The organism is Neisseria animaloris (assembly GCF_900637855.1).
Taxonomy (GTDB): domain Bacteria; phylum Pseudomonadota; class Gammaproteobacteria; order Burkholderiales; family Neisseriaceae; genus Neisseria; species Neisseria animaloris.
Map to the genome: position 1 here is coordinate 1,772,588 of NZ_LR134440.1, position 21,609 is coordinate 1,794,196.

Genomic DNA, 21,609 nt, shown 5'->3' on the forward strand with positions numbered 1-21,609 from the left:
AGTTGTTCGTAATTTTAGTAAAAGGTAAATGTTTTTATTGCCTCTTTACTTATCTATTTCTATTAGTTAACTAAAAAGGAGAATGTTATGTTCATTAAAAGTCTTTGTTTATCCAACTTTAAAGGTTTTATTGGGGATAACCATCAAATGAACTTCAAGATTCCAGATGGTGAAACAGCGGGTAGTGGATTAAATATCTTTGTTGGAGAAAATAATTCGGGTAAATCCTCCATCTTTGAGGCTATTGATTTTTTGCGTAATGGCATTAAGGAGGATTTGATTCATTTTGTGAAAAGCAAGTTAGAAAGCGGCGAGCAGCCTAATGATGCTTATGTAGAGTTAACTTTTTGTGGAAATATTCAAAATACAATCTCTTGCTTTGTTCCGGGAAATAAGCAGGCTTCTTTTGTAAATTTAATTAATCAAAGCCAAGAGTTAAGAGCTAAACGGAATACGGCTACATTCAAGAAATTAGACTTATGGGATGACGATGCACAAACGTATACTAATCCTAGTGGAATTGACGCACCTTTTAAAACTCTTTTTGAAACAAATTTTATTTGGGCAGATACCAATCCTAGCGATGAGGCAGCGTTTGGCTCTACAACACTTTGCGGAATGTTATTGAAAGAAATTGCTAAGGCTCACATTGATTCAGCTGAATATAGAGAATTTCAAGACAGTTTTAATCGAGTATTCAATTCTTCTGAATCAGAGTTGCGCCAACAGATTGCTGTTGTCGAACAAAAAGTTAAGCGTATTTTTACCGAGCAATTTGGCCAAGCAGACATTTATTTTAAATTTGATGAGTTAAAAATAGATTCATTCTTTAAGAATGCTTCAATATTTATCAATGATGGTGTTGATATTCCTATGTCGGAGAAGGGTAATGGAATGCAGCGTTCGGTTGCGTTGGCATTGCTTCAAGTTTATGCAGAAGAATTGGCTCATGATTCTGAGCAGAATCAAACCAAACCTTTTTACTTGTTTATTGATGAGCCTGAAATCTGCTTGCATCCGAAAGGACAAACAAAATTGCTTGAAGCTTTGCTGGAAATATCTAAAACTAAACAGGTATTTTTAACTACTCATTCACCATATTTCTTGGCTACGCCAAATCTAAGAAATGTTGGTTTATTTATTTTTAGAAAAGAAGGTATTAGTAATGTTGTTGAGGACGCTTCATTGGAGCCAATGTTCCCATGGAGTCCGACTTGGGGGGAAATTAATTTTAAGGCGTATAAATTGGCCACAGTAGAATTGCATAATGAATTGTATGGTCGACTACAGGAAAAAAGCGGCAAATTTTTTGAGAGGGATTTTGAACAGTGGCTTAATGGGCAAAATATCTCATGTTCTAAACAATGGATTCGCGAGAGAGAAGGAAAGGCACAAACCCCACAAAATGTAACGCTACAAACATTTATCCGCAATCATATACATCATCCTGAAAATAGAACCATGCAGGCTACACCTTATACAGTAGAAGAGCTAAAGCAATCCATTGAAGAGATGATCGGATTGTTGTGGTGTGATTAGAGGCCGTCTAAAAAATTAAGATGTGTATCAATCAAAGAAAAACGGAGAATCTATGGCAAACAAAATACGCTTACACATCTGGGGCGATTACGCCTGCTTTACCCGACCGGAAATGAAAGTGGAGCGTGTCTCTTACGATGTGATCACGCCGTCGGCGGCGCGGGGGATTTTGGCGGCGGTGCATTGGAAGCCGGCGATTCGTTGGGTGATTGACCGCATTCATGTGTTGAAGCCGATTCGCTTTGAGTCGGTGCGGCGCAATGAGCTGGGCAGCAAGATTTCGGCCAGCAAGGTCAGCGGGGCGATGCGACGCAAAAGTGTGGAAGGCTTATATGTATTAGCCGATGATCCTTCAGAACGTCAGCAGCGCGCGGCAACGGTGTTGAAGGATGTCGGCTATGTGATTGAAGCGCATGCCGTGTTAACGCCGCAGGCGGGCGAGGGCGAAACGATTGCCAAGCATATCAAGATGTTCAAGCGCCGCGCCACAAAAGGGCAGTGCTTCCAGCAACCTTGCATGGGTGTGCGTGAGTTTCCGGCGCATTTTGCGTGGGTGGATGAGGATTCACTGCCGGAGTCGGAGCTACCTGAAAACGAGCGCGACCGCGATTTGGGCTGGATGTTGCACGATATTGATTTCGACCACGGCAATACGCCGTATTTTTTTCGTGCGGAAATGATAAACGGGGTGATTGAGGTGCCGCCGTTTGATGCGGAGGAGGTGAAAAGATGATTTTGACCTCTCTTGTGCGTTATTACCGCCGTTTGGCGGCTGAAAATGATGTGGCGGGCAATCCGAAAGTGCCGCCTTATGGGTTTAGCGAGGAAAAAATCGGCTGGGTGCTGGTGCTCAATTCAGACGGCCTGTTGGTGGATATGGTGCCGCATTTTACGACTGAGGGCAAAAAGACGCAGCCCCGCTTGATGAGTGTACCGCGTCCTGAAAAGCGCACGTCGGGCGTGAAGCCCAATTTTTTGTGGGACAAAACCGCCTATGCGCTGGGTGTAGAAGCCAATAAAGATAAAGCCACGGCCAAAGAGCAGCCGTTTAGGCCGTCTGAAAAAACCTTTGCCGCTTTCCGCGAGCTGCATTTGGAAGCCCTGAAAGACACGCAGGATGAGGGCTTGCTGGCCTTGCGCCGTTTTTTGGAGCGCTGGCAGCCCGAGCAGTTTGTCCATCCGCCGTGCCAGCCTGACATGCTGGATGCCAACGTGGTATTCAGGTTGGATGGCACGCACGGCTATATCCATCAGCGCGAAGCGGCACAGGCATTGTGGGCAGGCCGTCTGAAAAACGATGAAGCGGAGCAGGGCTTGTGTTTGATTAGCGGCGAGTCAGCGCCGATTGCGCGGCTGCATCCGGCGATTAAGGGCGTGTTCGGCGGGCAGAGTTCGGGCGGCTCGATTATCTCGTTCAATAAAGAATCGTTCACTTCTTTCGGTAAAGAGCAGGGCGCAAATGCGCCGGTGTCGGAAGTGTCTGCTTTTGCCTATACCACCGCACTCAATTACTTGTTGCGCCGTGAAAACGGCCATTGCCTGACCATCGGCGATGCTAGCACCGTTTTTTGGGCGGAGGCCAATACCCCCGAACAAGCCGCCGCTGCCGAAGCCTGTTTTGCCGATATGCTTGATCCGCCTGACGACGAGCAAGAAAACCAAAAAATCTTCAATATTTTGGCGCAAGTGGCCAAAGGGCGCCCGCTTCGGGAAATCGATCCGAATTTGGACGACCAAACCCGCTTTTACATTCTGGGCTTGGCACTCAATGCCTCGCGCATTTCCATCCGTTTTTGGCTGGATACCACGTTTGGCAAGCTGGCGGAACATTTGGAGCAGCACTGGCGGGATTTGGCACTTGAGCCGCGTGCATGGAAAACGCCGCCGTCGATTTGGCGTTTGCTGGTTCAGACGGCTCCTTTGGGTAAGAGCGAAAACATATCTCCCGTGTTGGCCGGCGAGATGACCCGCGCCGTGATCGGCGGCACACCCTATCCCATGAGTTTGTTGTCACAACTGATTGCCCGCATCCGTGCCGACGGCGATGCCAACAGCCTGCGCGTTGCCATGATTAAGGCTGTGTTGCAGCGGCGTTTCAGAAAATGTTTGATTAAAGAGGAGATTCCCATGAGTTTGGAAACCGAAAACCGCAACACGGCTTATTTGCTCGGCAGGTTGTTTGCCGTGCTGGAGCGCATTCAAAATCAGGCATTGGGCGATTTGAATGCCGGTATTGCCGACCGTTATTACGGCTCCGCTTCCGCCGTACCGTTTTCCGTATTTCCGCGTTTATTGAGCGGCGCAAAACATCATCTGTCGCGCCTGCGCAAAGACAAGGCAGGCATGGCCGTGAACTTGGATAAAGATTTGGGCGGCATCATCGCAGGGCTACCTGAAACCTTTCCGCGCCATTTGAGCATAGAAGAACAAGGCCGCTTCGCCATCGGCTATTACCACCAAAAACAAAGCTATTTCGCCAAGAAAGATTCCGCAGAAACCCAATCACATGAAGGAGAATGAAAATGTCTATTCAAAACCGCTATGAATTCGTGTTTTTCTTCGACGTAAGCAACGGCAACCCCAACGGCGACCCCGATGCAGGCAATATGCCGCGCCTCGATCCCGAATCCAGCAAAGGCTTGGTAACCGATGTGTGCCTGAAACGCAAAATCCGCAACTTTGTCGAACTGGCCAACGAAAACCAAGCAGGCTATGAAATTTATGTGAAAGAAAAAAGCGTGCTCAACTTGCAAAACAAACGCGCTTACGAAGCCCTCGGTATTGAGCCTAATACTAAAGAGAAAAAACTGCCCAAAGACGAAGCCAAAGCCCGCGACATCACCGCATGGATGTGCAAAAACTTTTTCGATATCCGCACCTTCGGCGCAGTGATGACCACCGAAGTTAACAGCGGCCAAGTGCGCGGCCCCGTACAGCTCGCTTTCGCCCAATCCATCGACCCTATCGTGCCGCTGGAAATATCCATCACCCGCATGGCCGTAACCAACGAAAAAGACCTCGAAAAAGAGCGCACCATGGGGCGCAAATACATCGTCCCCTACGCACTCTACCGCGTACATGGCTTCGTTTCCGCCAACCTTGCCGCCAAAACCGGTTTCTCCGATGAAGACCTGCAACAGCTGTGGAACGCCTTAAAGCTCATGTTCGAGCACGACCGCTCCGCCGCCCGTGGCGAAATGGCCGCCCGGAAACTCATCGTCTTCAAGCACGACAGCGCACTCGGCAATGAACCGGCGCATAAACTGTTTGAAGCCGTCAAAGTCGAGCGCATCCACGGCGAAAGCGGCACACCCGCTGCCGCATTCAGCGATTACCGCATCAGCGTGGATTCAGACGGCCTGAAGGGTGTAACCGTAGAAGAACTGTTGTGATAAAAATTCTCGTAATAAGCGCTTATTGGTGATAAAAACAGATCTTATAAAGCGCTTTATATAGAGGTTTTTTATCAATATAAGCGCTTATGGATGAGAAAAAATACCATGACAAGTATCCCACTCTCCGCCCTGCAACACTACGCCTTTTGTCCGCGTCAGTGTGCCTTGATTCATAACGAGCAAGTATGGGCGGAGAATTTTTTGACCGCACAAGGCCGTGCTTTGCATGAGCGGGTGGACGGCGGCGAGCCGGAAACGCGCAAGGGCGTGCGCTTCGAGCGCAGCGTGCATGTGTCGGCGGAGAACTTGGGCGTGCATGGTGTATTGGATATGGTCGAGCGCGATATTCAGACAGGCCGTCTGAAACCCGTCGAATACAAACGCGGCAAACCCAAGCCCGAACCGTTCGACGAAATCCAGCTCTGCGCCCAAGCCTTGTGCTTGGAGGAAATGACAGGGCAAGCGGTGGAAGAGGGCGTATTGTGGTACGGGCAAACCTGCCACCGCGTGCCGGTTGTCTTTTCAGGTAGCCTGCGGGCACAAACGCTTACGGTGATTGGTGAAGTACGCGAGCTTTTGGAAAGCGGCATCACCCCGCTGCCCGAATATGGTAAACGCTGCAAAGCCTGTTCGTTGGTGGAGGTTTGTCAGCCGAAGTTGATGGAGAGGGATAGGTCGGTAGGGTATGTGGCGGGGTTGTTTGGGGAGTAAATAACGTTTTTCTTATAATAGTGAGCTAAGTATGAAATGCTTTTTGTGTGAAAAAGATAATGTTGAAATGTCATTGGAACATTCTATTCCACGGTTTCTTGGTGGAAAGAAAAGTGATGATAAATTTAAAAGATTAAACTTGTGTCGGTCATGCAATAGTGGATTGGGTACACATGTAGATGCAAGATTTGCTCGTTCGTTTATAAATGTAATGGAGCTAAATAAGCTTAATAATGAAGTATTTTTTGGTCAATTTACGTCTATAGATTTTGAAGATGATGATGAAATTTATGACTTAATATCTAAAAATAGTCATGTGGAAATGATGAGTAATGATAAGTCGTTTGCGTTTTGGGTTAAGGAAAATACTGAAGAATTTCTTGGCTTGGTAGGAGGTCACGCACCTTTAAGTAAGAGTAAAAAATCTCAGTTATTTTTATTTTTAACAAAAGAACTGGGTAAGGAAGAAATCCAGCAGTTATTAAATGATATTAGAATAAAATTTAAAGATTATAAGAAATTAGAAATTTTGCTTTGTGTTGATTTTTTATGTGATTCAATTTTTAATGAAGAACAAATGGTTTTGTATCGTAAGCAAATAAAAGATGAATTGGGTGTTAGGGGCTTAAAGTTTATTTGGGAGTTTACTGAACAAGAAGAAAAAATAAAAGAAAGATTAAGTCCTTCGGCTGCAAAAAACTCTGCAGGGTTTAAGTCAAGCCTGTTGATTGATTTAAATGATTATGTGCGTTTTTTATCTAAACTGTATTTGGGTGTTTTGTGTGGATTTATGGGGAATGACTTCATTTATCATAATATTGCTATTAAGTTAATAGAAATTGTTAGATCATATTCTTCAAGAGCAGTCTTGTCTGATTATGATATAGGGCGATTCAAGATGTTTTTGAAATCGGAAGAGAATAGATCTTTCTTATCCGAAGATGGGGCAATCGTAATTTCAATTTTTCAAACTGGAAAAGATGTAATAGGCTACTTAAGTATCAATCACAACGAGTTTGCACTAAAAATATGTGAGCATTCAGACTTACCAGATGGAGCAAGAAAAATCTTATATATAGATTCTACTTTTTGCAAAATACCCGAAGGAGTTGGTTTAATATTAAAATCAGATGCTGAAAAATATGTAGAATTTAATGTGAAAAAATTTCTTTTGAGTAAAATCATAAAAGAAAATTTTCCGCATATCTCTGAAGAACAAAAAAAGGAAGTTTGTGAGTGTGTTAGTAGTAGCCAGTTGACAAATGCTGGCTTGGTCTAACATAAGCTGCATTTAAACCGTTTTCAGGCAGGCATTACCTATCTAATGCCTGTCTGAAAACAATACGTTATTTTTCAGACGGCCTAAACGGCGAGCCGTTCTCAAATGAAAGCGCGGTCAAAATCAAGGGAATTTTACAAATATGCGCAAACTGCAAAACACACTCTACATCACCACGCAAGGCAGTTATCTTCACAAAGAACGGGAAACGCTGGTGGTGGAGCAGGAGCGCAAGAAGGTGGCGCAGTTGCCGGTGCATGCGATCGGGCATATTTTTTGTTTCGGCAATGTATCAGGGCGAGCCGACCATTCATGATGGCATCTTTTCCGCGCTAAACACGCATCTACTGCGTTAAAAATGCTCGCAAGGTGTGCAACCTTGCTGCGCTTTTTGCCTTGTATCTGCATGCTTATCGCGAAAAATCCGAGCTATCCTGAATGGTCGGCTCGCCCTTGTGTCGCCCTTTTTGATGGGGTTTTGCGGTGAAAACAATGTGAATTTGGCGTTTTTTACTGAAAACGGGCGGTTCTTGGGGCGTTTGCAGGGGCGGCAGAGTGGTAATGTGTTGTTGCGGCGGGCGCAGTATCGGCTGTCGGAGCAGAATCCTGTGCCGATTGCGCGGCATATTATTGCGGCGAAGATTCAGTCGGCCAAGCGGGTGTTGCAGCGGCGTTTGCGTAATCATGGCGAGCATGCGGAAGTGCGGGCGGCGGTAACGGCGTTGAATTTCAGTTTGCAGCAGTTGCAGCGGGCGGAGTGTTTGGACAAGGTGCGCGGGATTGAGGGCGATGCGGCGGCGCGTTATTTCGGGGTGTTCCGGTATTTGCTTGCGGAGAAAAGCGGTTTTGATTTTGACGGTCGCAACCGCCGTCCGCCGCGCGATGGGGTGAATGCGCTGCTGTCTTTTCTGTATGCGGTGCTGGGCAAGGACATCAGCGGGGCGTTGCAGGGCGTGGGCTTGGATCCGCAGGTGGGCTTTCTGCATGCCGACCGGCCGGGGCGCGACAGTTTGGCGCAGGATATTTTGGAAGAGTTCCGCGCGTGGTGGGTGGATAGGTTGGTGCTTTCCCTGATTAACCGCGGACAAATCAAGCCGCAGGATTTTGTGCATGAGGCCAGCGGCGCGGTGAGTATCAAACCCGAAGCGCGCAAACTGGTTTTTCAAGCCTTGCAGGCGAAAAAGCAGGAGAAGATTGTGCATCCTTTTTTGCAGGCGGAGGTGGAAATCGGCCTGCTGCCGTATATTCAGGCGATGCTACTGGCGCGCCATTTGCGCGGGGATTTGGCGGAATATCTGCCGTTTTTGATGCGTTGAGTTTTTCAGACAGGCATTTTTAGACGGCCTTTCCGCTTATATTTGAGGCCGTCTGAAAAATAAATAAGGGAAAATGGCGTGTTGATGTTGATTACTTATGATATTTCGCTGGAAGACGCGGCCGGGCAGGCGAGGCTGCGGCGCATCGCCAATCATTGTTTGGATTACGGCGTGCGCGTGCAATATTCGGTATTCGAGTGCGACATTACGCCGGATCAGTGGGTAAAACTGAAGGCCAAGCTGCTGGATACTTACCAGCCCGAAACCGACAGCTTGCGCTTTTATCATCTGGGCAGCAAATGGCGGCGCAAGGTGGAACATCACGGCGCGAAGGCAGCAGTGGATGTGTTTCAGGATACGCTCATAGTGTGAATCGCTAACCTGCGGTTCTCATGAAAATGCGGGGTGGTTAGCGATGCAGGATTGTTCTTTAACAATCAGGAAATTAGGAAAGCGAGTGTAGCGGAAAAGGCTGTGTTATACTCGCTTTTCTCATTTTCGGAGAGCTTTAGCGAATCAGGGCTAAGCAAGCCTTGATGGATAAAGGTTTCCGAGAAGGCTTCAGCCGCCTTCGGGCGGCTGTGTGTTGAAACATCCATGAAAGGTTTATTTTCTTCATCTCGGACCCAGCCGCTTTCGGGTGTTGAATTAGACAAGGCCATCTGAAAAAATTTCAGACGGCCTTATTTCTGTTTAATCAGTAAAAAATAGAAAATGATTTAACAGATGGATAGAAATTACAAGCTGGGGAACATGCCTTTCATTCCCTTCATTCCTTTTGCCATGCGCATCAGTTTTGCCATGCCTTTGCCGCTAAACATTTTCATCATCTGTTGCGATTGTTCAAACTGCTTAAGCATTTTGTTAACTTCTTGTACCGAAGTGCCTGAACCTTCGGCAATGCGGCGTTTGCGGCTTGCTTTGATCAATGTTGGGTTAGCACGTTCTTTAGGCGTCATGGAATTGATGATGGCTTCGACATGTCCCATTGCTTTTTCTGCCGTACCTTCGGGGATTTGTTTGGAAAGTTGGCCCAGTTCACCCGGCATTTTCGACATCAGGTTTTCCAGCCCGCCCATATTGCGCATTTGTTGGATTTGTTCTTTGAAGTCGTTGAGGTCAAAGCCTTTGCCTTTATTTAGCTTTTTGGCCATTTTAGCGGCGGCTTCTTCATCAATGCCTTTTTGTACGTCTTCAATGAGACTCAATACGTCGCCCATGCCGAGGATACGGCTGGCAATGCGGTCGGGATAAAAAGGCTCAAGGCCGCTGATTTTTTCACCTACACCAATAAATTTAATTGATTTCCCAGTTACTTGGCGTACTGATAATGCCGCGCCGCCGCGTGAGTCGCCATCCATTTTGGTTAGAATTACACCGGTTAGCGGTAGAGCTTCGTTGAATGCTTGAGCGGTATTTACGGCATCTTGGCCGAGCATGGCATCGACAACGAACAGTGTTTCAACAGGATTAACCGCTGCATGCAGGGCTTTAATTTCGTTCATCATTTCTTCGTCAATTGCCAGGCGGCCTGCGGTATCAACCATTAATACGTCATAAAAATGCCGTTTGGCGTGGTCTACGGCGGCTTTTGCAATTTCAACAGGTTGCTGGCCTGTATTGGACGGGAAAAAATCTACGCCTACTTGTTCTGCAAGTAATTTCAGTTGCTCAATAGCGGCAGGGCGGTAAACGTCGGCAGAAACAACTAGAATTTTCTTCTTTTGGTTATTATTTTTTAGTAAGCGGGATAATTTACCAACGGTAGTTGTTTTACCTGCACCCTGTAAGCCGGCCATCAAAATAACGGCAGGAGGTGATACAGCTAAGTTTAGTGTGCTGTTTTCTTTGCCCATCAATTCTATGAGTGCATTATTCACAACGCCGATAAACGCTTGATCGGGAGTAAGGCTGCCGGCGATTTCTTGGCCAAGGGCTTTTTCTTTGACGTTATTGATAAATTCTTTGACAACAGGTAGGGCAACGTCAGCTTCAAGTAATGCGAGGCGCACTTCCCGTAAGGCATCTTTAATATTGTCTTCAGTTAATTTGGCTTGGCCGCGAATATTTTTCAGTACATTACTGAAGCGGTTGGTTAAGTTGTCTAACATGCGTATCCTTAGATAATTGAGAATAGCTGCCCGAATCGGGCGTTATTTGATAAAATTGCTATATTTTACACCACGTGTGCGTTGATGAATATGTACACATAAGATAAGAAAGTTTGTCATGCCATATGTATTGATTTGCCTCATGTTAGTGTATGCCGGACTGGCAGGGTTTGTATGGCTGCATCACAAAAAACGTAACGATAAACCATATCCGTTAAAAACCGAGTTGGGCATACTTATGCCGGCATTAGTTACGCATGGGGCAGTATTGTCTTTACCGGTGCTGCAAGACCAAGTTTTGATAATGGGATTCGGATATTCAATCAGTTTGATTGTATGGTTGATGCTGATGATGTATTGGATGGGTAGTTTTTTTTACTGTTTGAGAGGGTTGCAGTTATTGCTATATCCTTGCGCTGCTTTGTCTTTATTACTTGGTTTGGTGTTTCCGGGTAAATTTATCGGTTATCAAATCAGCGACTGGCCATTTATGTTACATATCAGTACTTCATTATTGGCTTATGGATTATTTGGTATCGTAACTTTGCTGGCAGTGTTGATTTTATTGTTGAATCACGACCTACATAAAAAAAGATTCTCGCCGCTCGTATCATTCTTACCGCCATTGCTCAGTCTGGAAAAATTGATGTTTCAAGGCATGTGGGCGGGGTTCATACTTTTAACTTATTCCGTTGTGAGCGGTACGTTTTTTGCAGAAGCCGTATTTGGCAGGCCGGTATCATTCACTCATAAAACGGTGTTTGGTGTATTGTCATGGCTGATTTATGGTGGATTATTGCTAAACCACAGTATGACCGCATGGAGGGGCAAAAAAGCAGCAGTTTGGACAATAGTTGGTTTTATCAGCCTGTTGCTTGCATATATTGGTAGTAAATTTATATTAGAAGTAGTGTTACATAAATAACAATAACATTAATATTTTTTCTCGTGGATATTGATTTGTTCACATGTTAAGAAGGCCGTCTTAAAAATATCTTAAGACGGCCTTCTTAACATGTGAACAAATACAAATTACGATTTCTCTCTCAATTTTTCTCAAGCCTTTGTGTACTTGGCGGTGTGAAATAAATCACTTTATGTAACAGAATTTAATCTATCCAAAATAAAAGAGCAAGCAATCAAGTCAGTAGGCAAAAAATAAAAAATAGAATCGAGAAAACACGTAGTAAGCTGGTTTTAAAAAGCTGATATTTAAATGTTTGTAGAATTTAATTTTATGTAAGCTGTAAAGACTTTTTAATTTTATTGAGTAATTTTAAAATTATTAAAATCAGATATTTGATTCAGTTCTAAATAATCTTAATTTGGGCTGTGGATGAAGTCAGTTGATAAAGAGCATCAAAAAATAAATAAAATTTCTTGATAAAACAGTGGTCTGTTTGTTTTTCGGTCGGATTTTTCTGCTGTGGGGTTGACGTTATTGGGGGAGGGCGGGTATAGTTCGGTTCTTCGCTGCTTCGGCGGTGTTTGAAAGCGAATATTCATTATAACAGATTTTGCGTTAGGCAGTATTGGTTGTGATGATGTTCGGGACGCTCTTTAACAGAACAGATTACCGATAAGTGTGAGTGCGATTGGGCCTCACACTGCGACAAAAACAGACAAGATAAATATCTTTGTCGGTTTCTTTGAAGCAGACCAGAAGTTAAAGTTAGAGATTGAACATAAGAGTTTGATCCTGGCTCAGATTGAACGCTGGCGGCATGCTTTACACATGCAAGTCGAACGGCAGCACGGAAGAGCTTGCTCTTTTGGTGGCGAGTGGCGAACGGGTGAGTAATACATCGGAACGTACCGAGTAGTGGGGGATAACTGTCCGAAAGGATGGCTAATACCGCATATTCTCTGAGGAGGAAAGCAGGGGACCTTCGGGCCTTGCGCTATTTGAGCGGCCGATGTCTGATTAGCTAGTTGGTGGGGTAAAGGCCTACCAAGGCGACGATCAGTAGCGGGTCTGAGAGGATGATCCGCCACACTGGGACTGAGACACGGCCCAGACTCCTACGGGAGGCAGCAGTGGGGAATTTTGGACAATGGGGGGAACCCTGATCCAGCCATGCCGCGTGTCTGAAGAAGGCCTTCGGGTTGTAAAGGACTTTTGTCAGGGAAGAAAAGCTTGAGGTTAATACCCTTGGGTGATGACGGTACCTGAAGAATAAGCACCGGCTAACTACGTGCCAGCAGCCGCGGTAATACGTAGGGTGCGAGCGTTAATCGGAATTACTGGGCGTAAAGCGGGCGCAGACGGTTACTTAAGTCAGATGTGAAATCCCCGGGCTCAACCTGGGAACTGCGTTTGAAACTGGGTGACTAGAGTATGTCAGAGGGGGGTAGAATTCCACGTGTAGCAGTGAAATGCGTAGAGATGTGGAGGAATACCGATGGCGAAGGCAGCCCCCTGGGATAATACTGACGTTCATGCCCGAAAGCGTGGGTAGCAAACAGGATTAGATACCCTGGTAGTCCACGCCCTAAACGATGTCAATTAGCTGTTGGGGTACTTGATGCCTTAGTAGCGTAGCTAACGCGTGAAATTGACCGCCTGGGGAGTACGGTCGCAAGATTAAAACTCAAAGGAATTGACGGGGACCCGCACAAGCGGTGGATGATGTGGATTAATTCGATGCAACGCGAAGAACCTTACCTGGTCTTGACATGTACGGAATCCTCCAGAGACGGAGGAGTGCCTTCGGGAGCCGTAACACAGGTGCTGCATGGCTGTCGTCAGCTCGTGTCGTGAGATGTTGGGTTAAGTCCCGCAACGAGCGCAACCCTTGTCATTAGTTGCCATCATTAAGTTGGGCACTCTAATGAGACTGCCGGTGACAAGCCGGAGGAAGGTGGGGATGACGTCAAGTCCTCATGGCCCTTATGACCAGGGCTTCACACGTCATACAATGGTCGGTACAGAGGGTAGCCAAGCCGCGAGGTGGAGCCAATCCCAGAAAACCGATCGTAGTCCGGATTGCACTCTGCAACTCGAGTGCATGAAGTCGGAATCGCTAGTAATCGCAGGTCAGCATACTGCGGTGAATACGTTCCCGGGTCTTGTACACACCGCCCGTCACACCATGGGAGTGGGGGATACCAGAAGTAGGTAGGGTAACCGTAAGGAGCCCGCTTACCACGGTATGCTTCATGACTGGGGTGAAGTCGTAACAAGGTAGCCGTAGGGGAACCTGCGGCTGGATCACCTCCTTTCTAGAGAAAAAAGAGGTTTGGTCGCATTCACACTTATCGGTAAACTGTGTATTAAAGATGCAAGACTGGTTGGGAGAATCCCGACGAAGTTGGAGTAATCTGGGTTTGTAGCTCAGCTGGTTAGAGCACACGCTTGATAAGCGTGGGGTCGGAGGTTCAAGTCCTCCCAGACCCACCAAGAGATTGGGGGGCATAGCTCAGTTGGTAGAGCACCTGCTTTGCAAGCAGGGGGTCATCGGTTCGATCCCGTTTGCCTCCACCAAATACTTTGCAAATCAAAGTATTTTTGTTTGTCTTTAGTCTTTAGATGTTTGGCATCTGAATAGATAAAGATGAAGTAAAGAATATTTTAATTTGTGTAGGTTAGAGAAGGAAAAGTTTACTTATTCCTTTTTTTAAGAAGCGCATCGATCTTTAACAAATTGGAAAGCCGAAATCAACAAACAAAGACAATGTCGGCTTGCCGTAACAGGTAAGCCGCAGTATTTGGGTGATGATTGTATCGACCGGGCTGTGAAAGACAAAAGGCACAGTTCGGTACACAACAAGCAGTAAGTTTTATCAAAGTAGAGGCCTTTAAGTTGCGAAGGTAGTCAACACTGTAGCAACGAAGTCAAAAAGGTACTTCAAATGATAGAGTCAAGTGAATAAGTGCATCAGGTGGATGCCTTGGCGATGATAGGCGACGAAGGACGTGTAAGCCTGCGAAAAGCATCGGGGAGCTGGCAATAAAGCTATGATCCGGTGATGTCCGAATGGGGAAACCCACCGTATTTTGTACGGTATCCTTATCTGAATACATAGGATAAGCGAAGCGAACCCGGAGAACTGAACCATCTAAGTATCCGGAGGAAAAGAAATCAACCGAGATTCCGCAAGTAGTGGCGAGCGAACGTGGAGGAGCCTGTATATGATAGCTGTTGAGATAGGAGAACAAGCTGGGAAGCTTGGCCATAGTGGGTGATAGCCCCGTATTCGAAATTTCATCAGTGGTACTAGGTATACGACAAGTAGGGCGGGACACGTGGAATCCTGTCTGAATATGGGGGGACCATCCTCCAAGGCTAAATACTCATCATCGACCGATAGTGAACCAGTACCGTGAGGGAAAGGCGAAAAGAACCCCGGGAGGGGAGTGAAATAGAACCTGAAACCTGATGCATACAAACAGTGGGAGCCTATTAATTAGGTGACTGCGTACCTTTTGTATAATGGGTCAACGACTTACATTCAGTAGCGAGCTTAACCGGATAGGGGAGGCGTAGGGAAACCGAGTCTTAATAGGGCGATGAGTTGCTGGGTGTAGACCCGAAACCGAGTGATCTATCCATGGCCAGGATGAAGGTGCCGTAACAGGTACTGGAGGTCCGAACCCACGCATGTTGCAAAATGCGGGGATGAGCTGTGGATAGGGGTGAAAGGCTAAACAAACTCGGAGATAGCTGGTTCTCCCCGAAAACTATTTAGGTAGTGCCTCATGTATCACTTCCGGGGGTAAAGCACTGTTATGGCTAGGGGGTCATTGCGACTTACCAACCCATGGCAAACTAAGAATACCGGAAAGTGCAATCATGGGAGACAGACAGCGGGTGCTAACGTCCGTTGTCGAAAGGGAAACAACCCAGACCGCCAGCTAAGGTCCCAAATGATAGATTAAGTGGTAAACGAAGTGGGAAGGCCCAGACAGCCAGGATGTTGGCTTAGAAGCAGCCATCATTTAAAGAAAGCGTAATAGCTCACTGGTCGAGTCGTCCTGCGCGGAAGATGTAACGGGGCTCAAATCTATAACCGAAGCTGCGGATGCACCTAGTGCATGGTAGGGGAGCGTTCTGTAGGCCGATGAAGGTGACTTGAGAAGGTTGCTGGAGGTATCAGAAGTGCGAATGTTGACATGAGTAGCGATAAAGCGGGTGAAAAGCCCGCTCGCCGAAAGCCCAAGGTTTCCTACGCAACGTTCATCGGCGTAGGGTGAGTCGGCCCCTAAGGCGAGGCAGAAATGCGTAGTCGATGGGAAACGGGTTAATATTCCCGTACTTTGATTTAGTGCGATGTGGGGACGGAGAAGGTTATGTCAGCGGCCTGTTGGAATAGGTCGTTCAAGCCGGTAGGTGGAACATTTAGGCAAATCCGGATGTTTATACACCGAGAAGTGATAACGATTGTCTACGGACAAGAAGTGACAGATACCACGCTTCCAGGAAAAGCCACTAAGCTTCAGCTAAATCAGAACCGTACCGCAAACCGACACAGGTGGGCAGGATGAGAATTCTAAGGCGCTTGAGAGAACTCGGGAGAAGGAACTCGGCAAATTGATACCGTAACTTCGGGAGAAGGTATGCCCTTCGATGTGAAAGACTTGCTCTGTAAGCATTGGAGGGTCGCAGAGAATCGGTGGCTGCGACTGTTTATTAAAAACACAGCACTCTGCTAACACGAAAGTGGACGTATAGGGTGTGACGCCTGCCCGGTGCTGGAAGGTTAATTGAAGATGTGAGAGCATTGGATCGAAGCCCCAGTAAACGGCGGCCGTAACTATAACGGTCCTAAGGTAGCGAAATTCCTTGTCGGGTAAGTTCCGACCCGCACGAATGGCGTAACGATGGCCACACTGTCTCCTCCCGAGACTCAGCGAAGTTGAAATGGTTGTGAAGATGCAATCTCCCCGCTGCTAGACGGAAAGACCCCGTGAACCTTTACTGTAGCTTTGCATTGGACTTTGAAGTCACTTGTGTAGGATAGGTGGGAGGCTTAGAAGCAGAGACGCCAGTTTCTGTGGAGCCGTCCTTGAAATACCACCCTGGTGGCTTTGAGGTTCTAACCCAGGTCCGTGATCCGGATCGGGGACCGTGCATGGTAGGCAGTTTGACTGGGGCGGTCTCCTCCCAAAGAGTAACGGAGGAGTTCGAAGGTTACCTAGGTCCGGTCGGAAATCGGACTGATAGTGCAATGGCAAAAGGTAGCTTAACTGCGAGACCGACAAGTCGAGCAGGTGCGAAAGCAGGACATAGTGATCCGGTGGTTCTGTATGGAAGGGCCATCGCTCAACGGATAAAAGGTACTCCGGGGATAACAGGCTGATTCCGCCCAAGAGTTCATATCGACGGCGGAGTTTGGCACCTCGATGTCGGCTCATCACATCCTGGGGCTGTAGTCGGTCCCAAGGGTATGGCTGTTCGCCATTTAAAGTGGTACGTGAGCTGGGTTTAAAACGTCGTGAGACAGTTTGGTCCCTATCTGCAGTGGGCGTTGGAAGTTTGACGGGGGCTGCTCCTAGTACGAGAGGACCGGAGTGGACGAACCTCTGGTGTACCGGTTGTGACGCCAGTCGCATCGCCGGGTAGCTAAGTTCGGAAGAGATAAGCGCTGAAAGCATCTAAGCGCGAAACTCGCCTGAAGATGAGACTTCCCTTGCGGTTTAACCGCACTAAAGAGTCGTTCGAGACCAGGACGTTGATAGGTCGGGTGTGGAAGCGCAGCAATGCGTGAAGCTAACCGATACTAATTGCTCGTGAGGCTTGACTCTATCATTTGAAGGACTTTTGCACCGTAGTGGGTGTTGAGGCTTCGAAAATAAAGCTTATATCAGTCTTGAAGACGATACCCATCACCGTTGATTGAAGAATAAAGAGAAGGGATGCATTTCCCTGACGGCTTTCCCGATTTGTACAGTTTACGTCTGGCGGCCATAGCGAGTTGGTCCCACGCCTTCCCATCCCGAACAGGACCGTGAAACGACTCAGCGCCGATGATAGTGTGGATACCCATGTGAAAGTAGGTCACTGCCAGACACTCATTGCTAACCCCTGATACTGAGAAGTATCGGGGGTTTTTACTTGGAGGGGAGGGACGTGGGTGTTGTCGCGGGAGGGCGACAGTGGGGGAGTGGGTCGGCAGCGTTGCGCTGAAAATGTTTGAGCGGGAGGGGAAATATGCTTATGATAGCGCAGCTGTTTCTGCGATATGGAAGTATGTTTCCGGATTCGTGCGGTTATTGACAGCAATAAGATTATTTGAATTCATATTATGAAAGGGAAAACATGAAACGGTATGTATTGGCTCTGGTGGGTCTGCTGGTATCGGCGTGGTCGTTGGCGGCGGTGAACATCAATACGGCGACGGCGGAAGAATTGAAGGCACTGCCGGGAATCGGGCCGTCGAAGGCGGCGGCGATAGTGGAATACCGGACGCAGAACGGCAAGTTCAAGAGTGTGGACGAGTTGAAGAATGTAAAGGGAATCGGTGAGGGGATATTGTCGAAGCTGAAAGTGGAGGCGGTGGTATCCGGTCATGGATCGGCGAAAGGGAAGGCGCAGCCGGTGCTGAAGAAGTAAGGAAGCCTGGAAGGATGTTGGGGCTGTGGGGGTGACTCCGCAGCCTTTGGCGTTTGTGGGAGAGGCCGATGTGGCAGGAAAGAGGGTGATAATGGAGGTTGGGAGGGATAATGTCGTGGGTGTTGATGAAGTCCTGTCATGAAAGCGGGCTCAACACCCGACCACCGGGCCGTTCGGGGCTTGAGGCAAAACGGCTATAGGAGGTGATATTGGTTTTTTATCTGCTTTATATAAGAAACTCATGGATTTATGATATCAAGATTATTAAATTACAAAAGAATAAACTGAAGATTAAAAAAACAATGGTATATAAATAAAATAACTGTTGAAATTACAATATTATTTATAGAGTTATATCGGTATTTAAGATGGAATCGATGAGAAATTATTTTTTGTTCTCGAGAAGTAATTTTCATAAAACCATCATAAATTTCTATTAGGCTATTTCTTATATATTGAATATTTTTAATTTATATAAATCAAAAGGATATAAATATAGTTCGAAAAATTTTTAGTGTTGAGTAAGAAACACCGTTATTGGTCGTCTACTTAGCATAACATTAATTTTCAGGAAAAAATTATGATTAAAGCCGCTTGTTTAAGCCGTTTTTCGGATACTTGGGGTAAAGATATTGCTCTTTTAGGATTACGTCTATTCGTAGCTTATGAATTCTGGGAAGCAGGTTTTGAAAAGTGGAATGGTGAAAACTGGTTTGCGAGTATCCAAGATTCATTCCCTTTCCCTTTTAATCTGTTTTCTGCAGATTTCAATTGGGTATTAGCAATGGGAACTGAACTAGTCGTACCTATTTTGTTGATATTGGGGCTAGCTGGCCGTTGGGGAGCATTAGCACTGATGGGTGTGACCATAGTAGCTTGGGTTGCTGTGCATGGTGAAAATGGTTACAACGTATGTAGCAATGGTTACAAAATGGCTTTGATCTACCTAGTGGCTTTGCTGCCGTTAGTTATGCAAGGTATGGGGCGCTTATCATTGGATCATGTAATTTTCAGACGAGTGGATAAGAAAAATTCCTTATGACCTAATAATGAAATAGTTCATTAAAAAATTTTATCCAATCATATTTTTTAAATTTCAAATTTTTAATCTAATTAAAATTTATTCAGGAGCATTAAAACATGAAAACAACTTCTTCTTTGATTGCATTAGCTGGTTTTTTGGCATTAGCTGGTTGTCAGGGGCAGTCAAATGGTTCAGCAGAATCAACACCTGCCGCTAGTGTTTCAGCACCTAAAGCTGAAGAAGGTAAATGCGGCGAAGGTAAGTGTGGAGCCTCACATGCTGGCGAAAAAGCTGGTGAGGGTAAATGCGGCGAAGGTAAGTGTGGAGCCTCACATGCTGGCGAAAAAGCTGGTGAGGGTAAATGCGGCGAAGGTAAGTGTGGAGCCTCACACGCTGGCGAAAAAGCTGGCGAAGGTAAATGCGGTGAGGGCAAGTGCGGTAGCCATTGATTTTTTAGTTCGGGCCGTTTGAATAGGCAAGTTTTTCAGATTTAAACGACCTGATTTGACAAGTGAGCTGTGATATAAATTCTTTTTCTCTCAATAAAACTAAGGAGTATCTATGAAAAAATCTTCATCTTTAATTGCATTGGCCGGTGCATTGGCCTTGTTGGGTAGTCAAGCTGCATTTGCTGAAAGCAAACATGCTTCTTCTAACATCGTGAAAACTGCTGCTAAAAAGGCACACGAAGGTGCGTGTGGCGAAGGCAAATGCGGTGCTCACGGTAAGAAGAAATCTGCTAAAGCCGGTGAAGGTAAATGCGGCGAAGGTAAGTGTGGCGAAGGTAAATGCGGTGCACATGGTAAGAAATCATCTAAAGCTGGCGAAGGCAAATGCGGTGAAGGCAAATGCGGAGCACACGGTAAGAAGAAATCTACTAAAGCCGGTGAAGGTAAATGCGGCGAAGGTAAATGCGGCGGTTAAACCGCTAAACTGAAGCAGTAAACAAATCGACACCTTTTAAATATCTTGGAAAGGCCGTCTGAACCTTTCGGACGGTCTTCCGCTATTAAACGGGTATTTCTCTATCAATGTGTTTAGACATGCTACAGTAAGCATTTTGATACGGATATATCTATTTTCTAAGGAGCACAAAATGAAAACCTTACACGGAGCAGGTTTAGGTTATAAACGTAGTATGGCCGATGACTTTCTGAATCTGAATCTTGAAACCAGTGCGATTCAATTTATTGAAATCGCCCCTGAAAATTGGTTAAGAATGGGGGGAGCTGCGCGTAAAAAATTTGATGCAGTTGCTGAGCGTTTTCCTATTGCTTGTCACGGTCTATCTTTATCTTTAGGTGGGCAAGATCCATTGCAGATTGATTTTTTAAGACAGGTTAAAGCGTTTCTACAACAATATGATATTGAATTCTTTTCTGAACATCTGAGTTATTGCAGCCATCACGGACATGTTTATGATCTACTGCCGCTGCCGTTTACTGAAGAGTCAGTTCACCACACTGCTGCTCGTATTCGTTTAGTGCAAGATATTCTTGAGCAGCGCATTGCAATAGAGAATACATCTTATTACGCTCACAGCCCGATTGCGGAGATGGATGAAGTTGATTTTTTGAATGCTGTTGTACGTGAGGCAGATTGTAACATTCATCTTGATGTGAATAATGTTTATGTGAATGCTGTTAACCACGGTATTGTGCAGCCAAACGATTACATCAATCGCACTGATTTAAATCGAGTGTGCTATATGCATATGGCAGGGCATGATGAAGAAAGTGAAAACCTATTGATAGATACACACGGGCAACCTGTTTGTGCTGATGTTTGGGACTTGTTCGCCTATACTTGTCATAAGTTACCACATAATGTGCCTACATTACTAGAGCGAGATAGTAATTTCCCGCCGTTTGCAGAGCTTGAAGCTGAAGTCTCCCGTATTGCTGCAATTCAGCAACAAGCAGAGGAGGCTCGTCATGCAGCAGCGTAGTGTTTTAACAACACCTATAAGTAGTGCGGATTTTCAGTCTGTTTTAGCCGATCATGTGCGTGATCCTTCATTGCCTGCACCGGAAGGTATCGCTTCTGAACGTCTTGCCGTGTATACCCGTTTAGTGCGGAATAATTTGCGTAGTTTTTTGGATTTGTGTTTCAGTGACAGCAGTGAATTTGCAGATGCGGCCCTCTGGCAAGAACTGCAAAACCGATTTCTGATTGAGGCGCGTCCTGAGTCGCCATTTTTTAATGATATTCCTACACAATTTCTTGAATATGCACGTACTAGAGAAGGTTTGCAACGCTTACCTGATAATGTGTTGGAAATGATGGATTTCGAAACAGCTTTGCTTCATGCTGAAACTATGGTTCAACCTGCTTCAGACGGCCGATGGGAAGATAACACTGTATTATCATGGGCTCCAGCTGCTCAAATCAGGCACTACAATTATAATTTTGTTGACAGTCATTTGGAAAGTATCGAAGAGGAGCCGAGTATAGTATTAACTTGGCGCAACCTTGATAATGAAGTGTATTATCGTTCAGTAGAAGATGCAGATTTGTTTTTATTGGAACATTTCAGAAAGCAAAGTGATACGTTTATCAATGTTTTAAATAATTTGAAAGAAATGTTGGATGGACAAGACATTGAGGCATGGTTAAGAGAAAATATAGACGGTTGGGTTGAAGCGGGCGTATTACTGCCTACCCATATGTAAATATAGAGA

General features: G+C 46.0%; 14 protein-coding genes, 2 tRNA genes, 3 rRNA genes and 4 pseudogenes. 22 read left to right on the top strand and 1 reads right to left on the bottom strand.

The genetic code is table 11. The features are described from left to right. Positions 1–87: 87 nt before the first annotated feature. The 9 genes and pseudogenes from EL216_RS08355 to cas2 all read left to right on the top strand — a co-directional run bounded on the left by EL216_RS08355 (position 88) and on the right by cas2 (position 8,612). Positions 88–1,539, top strand: coding sequence for an AAA family ATPase (locus EL216_RS08355; RefSeq protein WP_085391321.1), 1,452 nt, complete (start codon positions 88–90; stop codon positions 1,537–1,539). A gap of 52 nt (positions 1,540–1,591) precedes the next feature. Continuing rightward, positions 1,592–2,272 carry a type I-C CRISPR-associated protein Cas5c gene (cas5c, locus tag EL216_RS08360; RefSeq protein WP_085391320.1) on the top strand — a complete coding sequence of 227 codons (681 nt, stop codon included), beginning with the start codon at positions 1,592–1,594 and terminating at the stop codon, positions 2,270–2,272. Further along, complete coding sequence (gene cas8c, locus EL216_RS08365; protein ID WP_085391319.1) at positions 2,269–4,059, top strand: type I-C CRISPR-associated protein Cas8c/Csd1; 1,791 nt, start codon at positions 2,269–2,271, stop codon at positions 4,057–4,059. The genes cas5c and cas8c overlap by 4 nt, the downstream gene beginning before the upstream one ends. Before the next feature lie 2 nt (positions 4,060–4,061). Beyond that, positions 4,062–4,931 (top strand): type I-C CRISPR-associated protein Cas7/Csd2, encoded by an 870-nt coding sequence (gene cas7c / locus EL216_RS08370; protein WP_085391318.1) that lies wholly within the window; start codon positions 4,062–4,064, stop codon positions 4,929–4,931. Between the two features lie 108 nt (positions 4,932–5,039). Next, positions 5,040–5,645, top strand: a complete 606-nt coding sequence (cas4, locus tag EL216_RS08375; RefSeq protein ID WP_085391336.1) for a CRISPR-associated protein Cas4 — start codon at positions 5,040–5,042, stop codon at positions 5,643–5,645. A 31-nt stretch (positions 5,646–5,676) separates the two neighbouring features. Further along, a complete protein-coding gene (locus EL216_RS08380) occupies positions 5,677–6,924 on the top strand; it encodes an HNH endonuclease (protein WP_085391317.1) in 1,248 nt (415 codons plus the stop codon). 142 nt (positions 6,925–7,066) lie between these two features. Next, a pseudogene (locus tag EL216_RS08385) lies at positions 7,067–7,216 on the top strand (CRISPR-associated endonuclease Cas1); the annotation flags it as partial. Between the two features lie 160 nt (positions 7,217–7,376). Continuing rightward, a pseudogene (gene cas1c, locus EL216_RS08390) lies at positions 7,377–8,240 on the top strand (type I-C CRISPR-associated endonuclease Cas1c); the annotation flags it as partial. 78 nt (positions 8,241–8,318) lie between these two features. After that, positions 8,319–8,612, top strand: coding sequence for a CRISPR-associated endonuclease Cas2 (cas2, locus tag EL216_RS08395; protein ID WP_085391316.1), 294 nt, complete (start codon positions 8,319–8,321; stop codon positions 8,610–8,612). A gap of 365 nt (positions 8,613–8,977) precedes the next feature. On the opposite strand, the gene ffh is transcribed toward cas2, so the two are convergent. Next, positions 8,978–10,351, bottom strand: coding sequence for a signal recognition particle protein (ffh, locus tag EL216_RS08400; protein ID WP_085391314.1), 1,374 nt, complete (start codon positions 10,349–10,351; stop codon positions 8,978–8,980). 118 nt (positions 10,352–10,469) lie between these two features. Between ffh and EL216_RS08405 the strand changes: the two genes are divergently transcribed. The 13 genes and pseudogenes from EL216_RS08405 (at position 10,470) to EL216_RS08460 (ending at position 21,600) form a co-directional block, all read left to right on the top strand. After that, entirely contained in the window at positions 10,470–11,276 is an 807-nt protein-coding gene (locus EL216_RS08405; protein ID WP_085391313.1) for a cytochrome C assembly family protein, read from the top strand. A 756-nt stretch (positions 11,277–12,032) separates the two neighbouring features. Then, a 16S ribosomal RNA gene (locus EL216_RS08410) occupies positions 12,033–13,573 on the top strand. Positions 13,574–13,674: 101 nt separating this feature from the next. Then, positions 13,675–13,751 (top strand) — tRNA-Ile (locus EL216_RS08415). An 8-nt stretch (positions 13,752–13,759) separates the two neighbouring features. Continuing rightward, positions 13,760–13,835: transfer RNA gene (locus tag EL216_RS08420), tRNA-Ala, on the top strand. Between the two features lie 375 nt (positions 13,836–14,210). Continuing rightward, positions 14,211–17,096: ribosomal RNA gene (locus EL216_RS08425) — 23S ribosomal RNA — on the top strand. A gap of 152 nt (positions 17,097–17,248) precedes the next feature. Continuing rightward, a 5S ribosomal RNA gene (rrf, locus tag EL216_RS08430) occupies positions 17,249–17,361 on the top strand. Together the 16S, 23S and 5S rRNA genes with 2 tRNA genes alongside form the textbook arrangement of a ribosomal RNA operon. Before the next feature lie 249 nt (positions 17,362–17,610). Next, complete coding sequence (locus tag EL216_RS08435) at positions 17,611–17,904, top strand: ComEA family DNA-binding protein (protein ID WP_085390361.1); 294 nt, start codon at positions 17,611–17,613, stop codon at positions 17,902–17,904. 580 nt (positions 17,905–18,484) lie between these two features. Continuing rightward, a complete protein-coding gene (locus tag EL216_RS08440) occupies positions 18,485–18,946 on the top strand; it encodes an HvfX family Cu-binding RiPP maturation protein (RefSeq protein WP_085390927.1) in 462 nt (153 codons plus the stop codon). 98 nt (positions 18,947–19,044) lie between these two features. Next, positions 19,045–19,377, top strand: coding sequence for an HvfA family oxazolone/thioamide-modified RiPP metallophore (locus tag EL216_RS08445; RefSeq protein ID WP_085390928.1), 333 nt, complete (start codon positions 19,045–19,047; stop codon positions 19,375–19,377). Between the two features lie 112 nt (positions 19,378–19,489). Next, positions 19,490–19,786 (top strand): annotated as a pseudogene (locus tag EL216_RS08450) (HvfA family oxazolone/thioamide-modified RiPP metallophore); the annotation flags it as partial. 6 nt (positions 19,787–19,792) lie between these two features. Continuing rightward, positions 19,793–19,852: pseudogene (locus EL216_RS11535) on the top strand (HvfA family oxazolone/thioamide-modified RiPP metallophore); the annotation flags it as partial. Positions 19,853–20,024: 172 nt separating this feature from the next. After that, positions 20,025–20,876: an HvfB family MNIO-type RiPP peptide maturase gene (locus EL216_RS08455; protein ID WP_085390930.1), complete on the top strand. Its 852-nt coding sequence runs from the start codon at positions 20,025–20,027 to the stop codon at positions 20,874–20,876. Next, positions 20,863–21,600, top strand: a complete 738-nt coding sequence (locus EL216_RS08460; protein WP_085390931.1) for an HvfC family RiPP maturation protein — start codon at positions 20,863–20,865, stop codon at positions 21,598–21,600. Before EL216_RS08455 ends, EL216_RS08460 begins: the two co-directional genes overlap by 14 nt. Positions 21,601–21,609: the final 9 nt, after the last annotated feature.

Bases quoted from the DNA above. Each gene is read 5' to 3' on its own strand.
- EL216_RS08355 (WP_085391321.1), top strand. From the start codon at position 88: ATGTTCATTAAAAGTCTTTGTTTATCCAACTTTAAAGGTTTTATTGGG.
- cas5c (WP_085391320.1), top strand. From the start codon at position 1,592: ATGGCAAACAAAATACGCTTACACATCTGGGGCGATTACGCCTGCTTT.
- cas8c (WP_085391319.1), top strand. From the start codon at position 2,269: ATGATTTTGACCTCTCTTGTGCGTTATTACCGCCGTTTGGCGGCTGAA.
- cas7c (WP_085391318.1), top strand. From the start codon at position 4,062: ATGTCTATTCAAAACCGCTATGAATTCGTGTTTTTCTTCGACGTAAGC.
- cas4 (WP_085391336.1), top strand. From the start codon at position 5,040: ATGACAAGTATCCCACTCTCCGCCCTGCAACACTACGCCTTTTGTCCG.
- EL216_RS08380 (WP_085391317.1), top strand. From the start codon at position 5,677: ATGAAATGCTTTTTGTGTGAAAAAGATAATGTTGAAATGTCATTGGAA.
- ffh (WP_085391314.1), bottom strand. From the start codon at position 10,351: ATGTTAGACAACTTAACCAACCGCTTCAGTAATGTACTGAAAAATATT.
- EL216_RS08405 (WP_085391313.1), top strand. From the start codon at position 10,470: ATGCCATATGTATTGATTTGCCTCATGTTAGTGTATGCCGGACTGGCA.
- EL216_RS08435 (WP_085390361.1), top strand. From the start codon at position 17,611: ATGAAACGGTATGTATTGGCTCTGGTGGGTCTGCTGGTATCGGCGTGG.
- EL216_RS08440 (WP_085390927.1), top strand. From the start codon at position 18,485: ATGATTAAAGCCGCTTGTTTAAGCCGTTTTTCGGATACTTGGGGTAAA.
- EL216_RS08445 (WP_085390928.1), top strand. From the start codon at position 19,045: ATGAAAACAACTTCTTCTTTGATTGCATTAGCTGGTTTTTTGGCATTA.
- EL216_RS08455 (WP_085390930.1), top strand. From the start codon at position 20,025: ATGAAAACCTTACACGGAGCAGGTTTAGGTTATAAACGTAGTATGGCC.
- EL216_RS08460 (WP_085390931.1), top strand. From the start codon at position 20,863: ATGCAGCAGCGTAGTGTTTTAACAACACCTATAAGTAGTGCGGATTTT.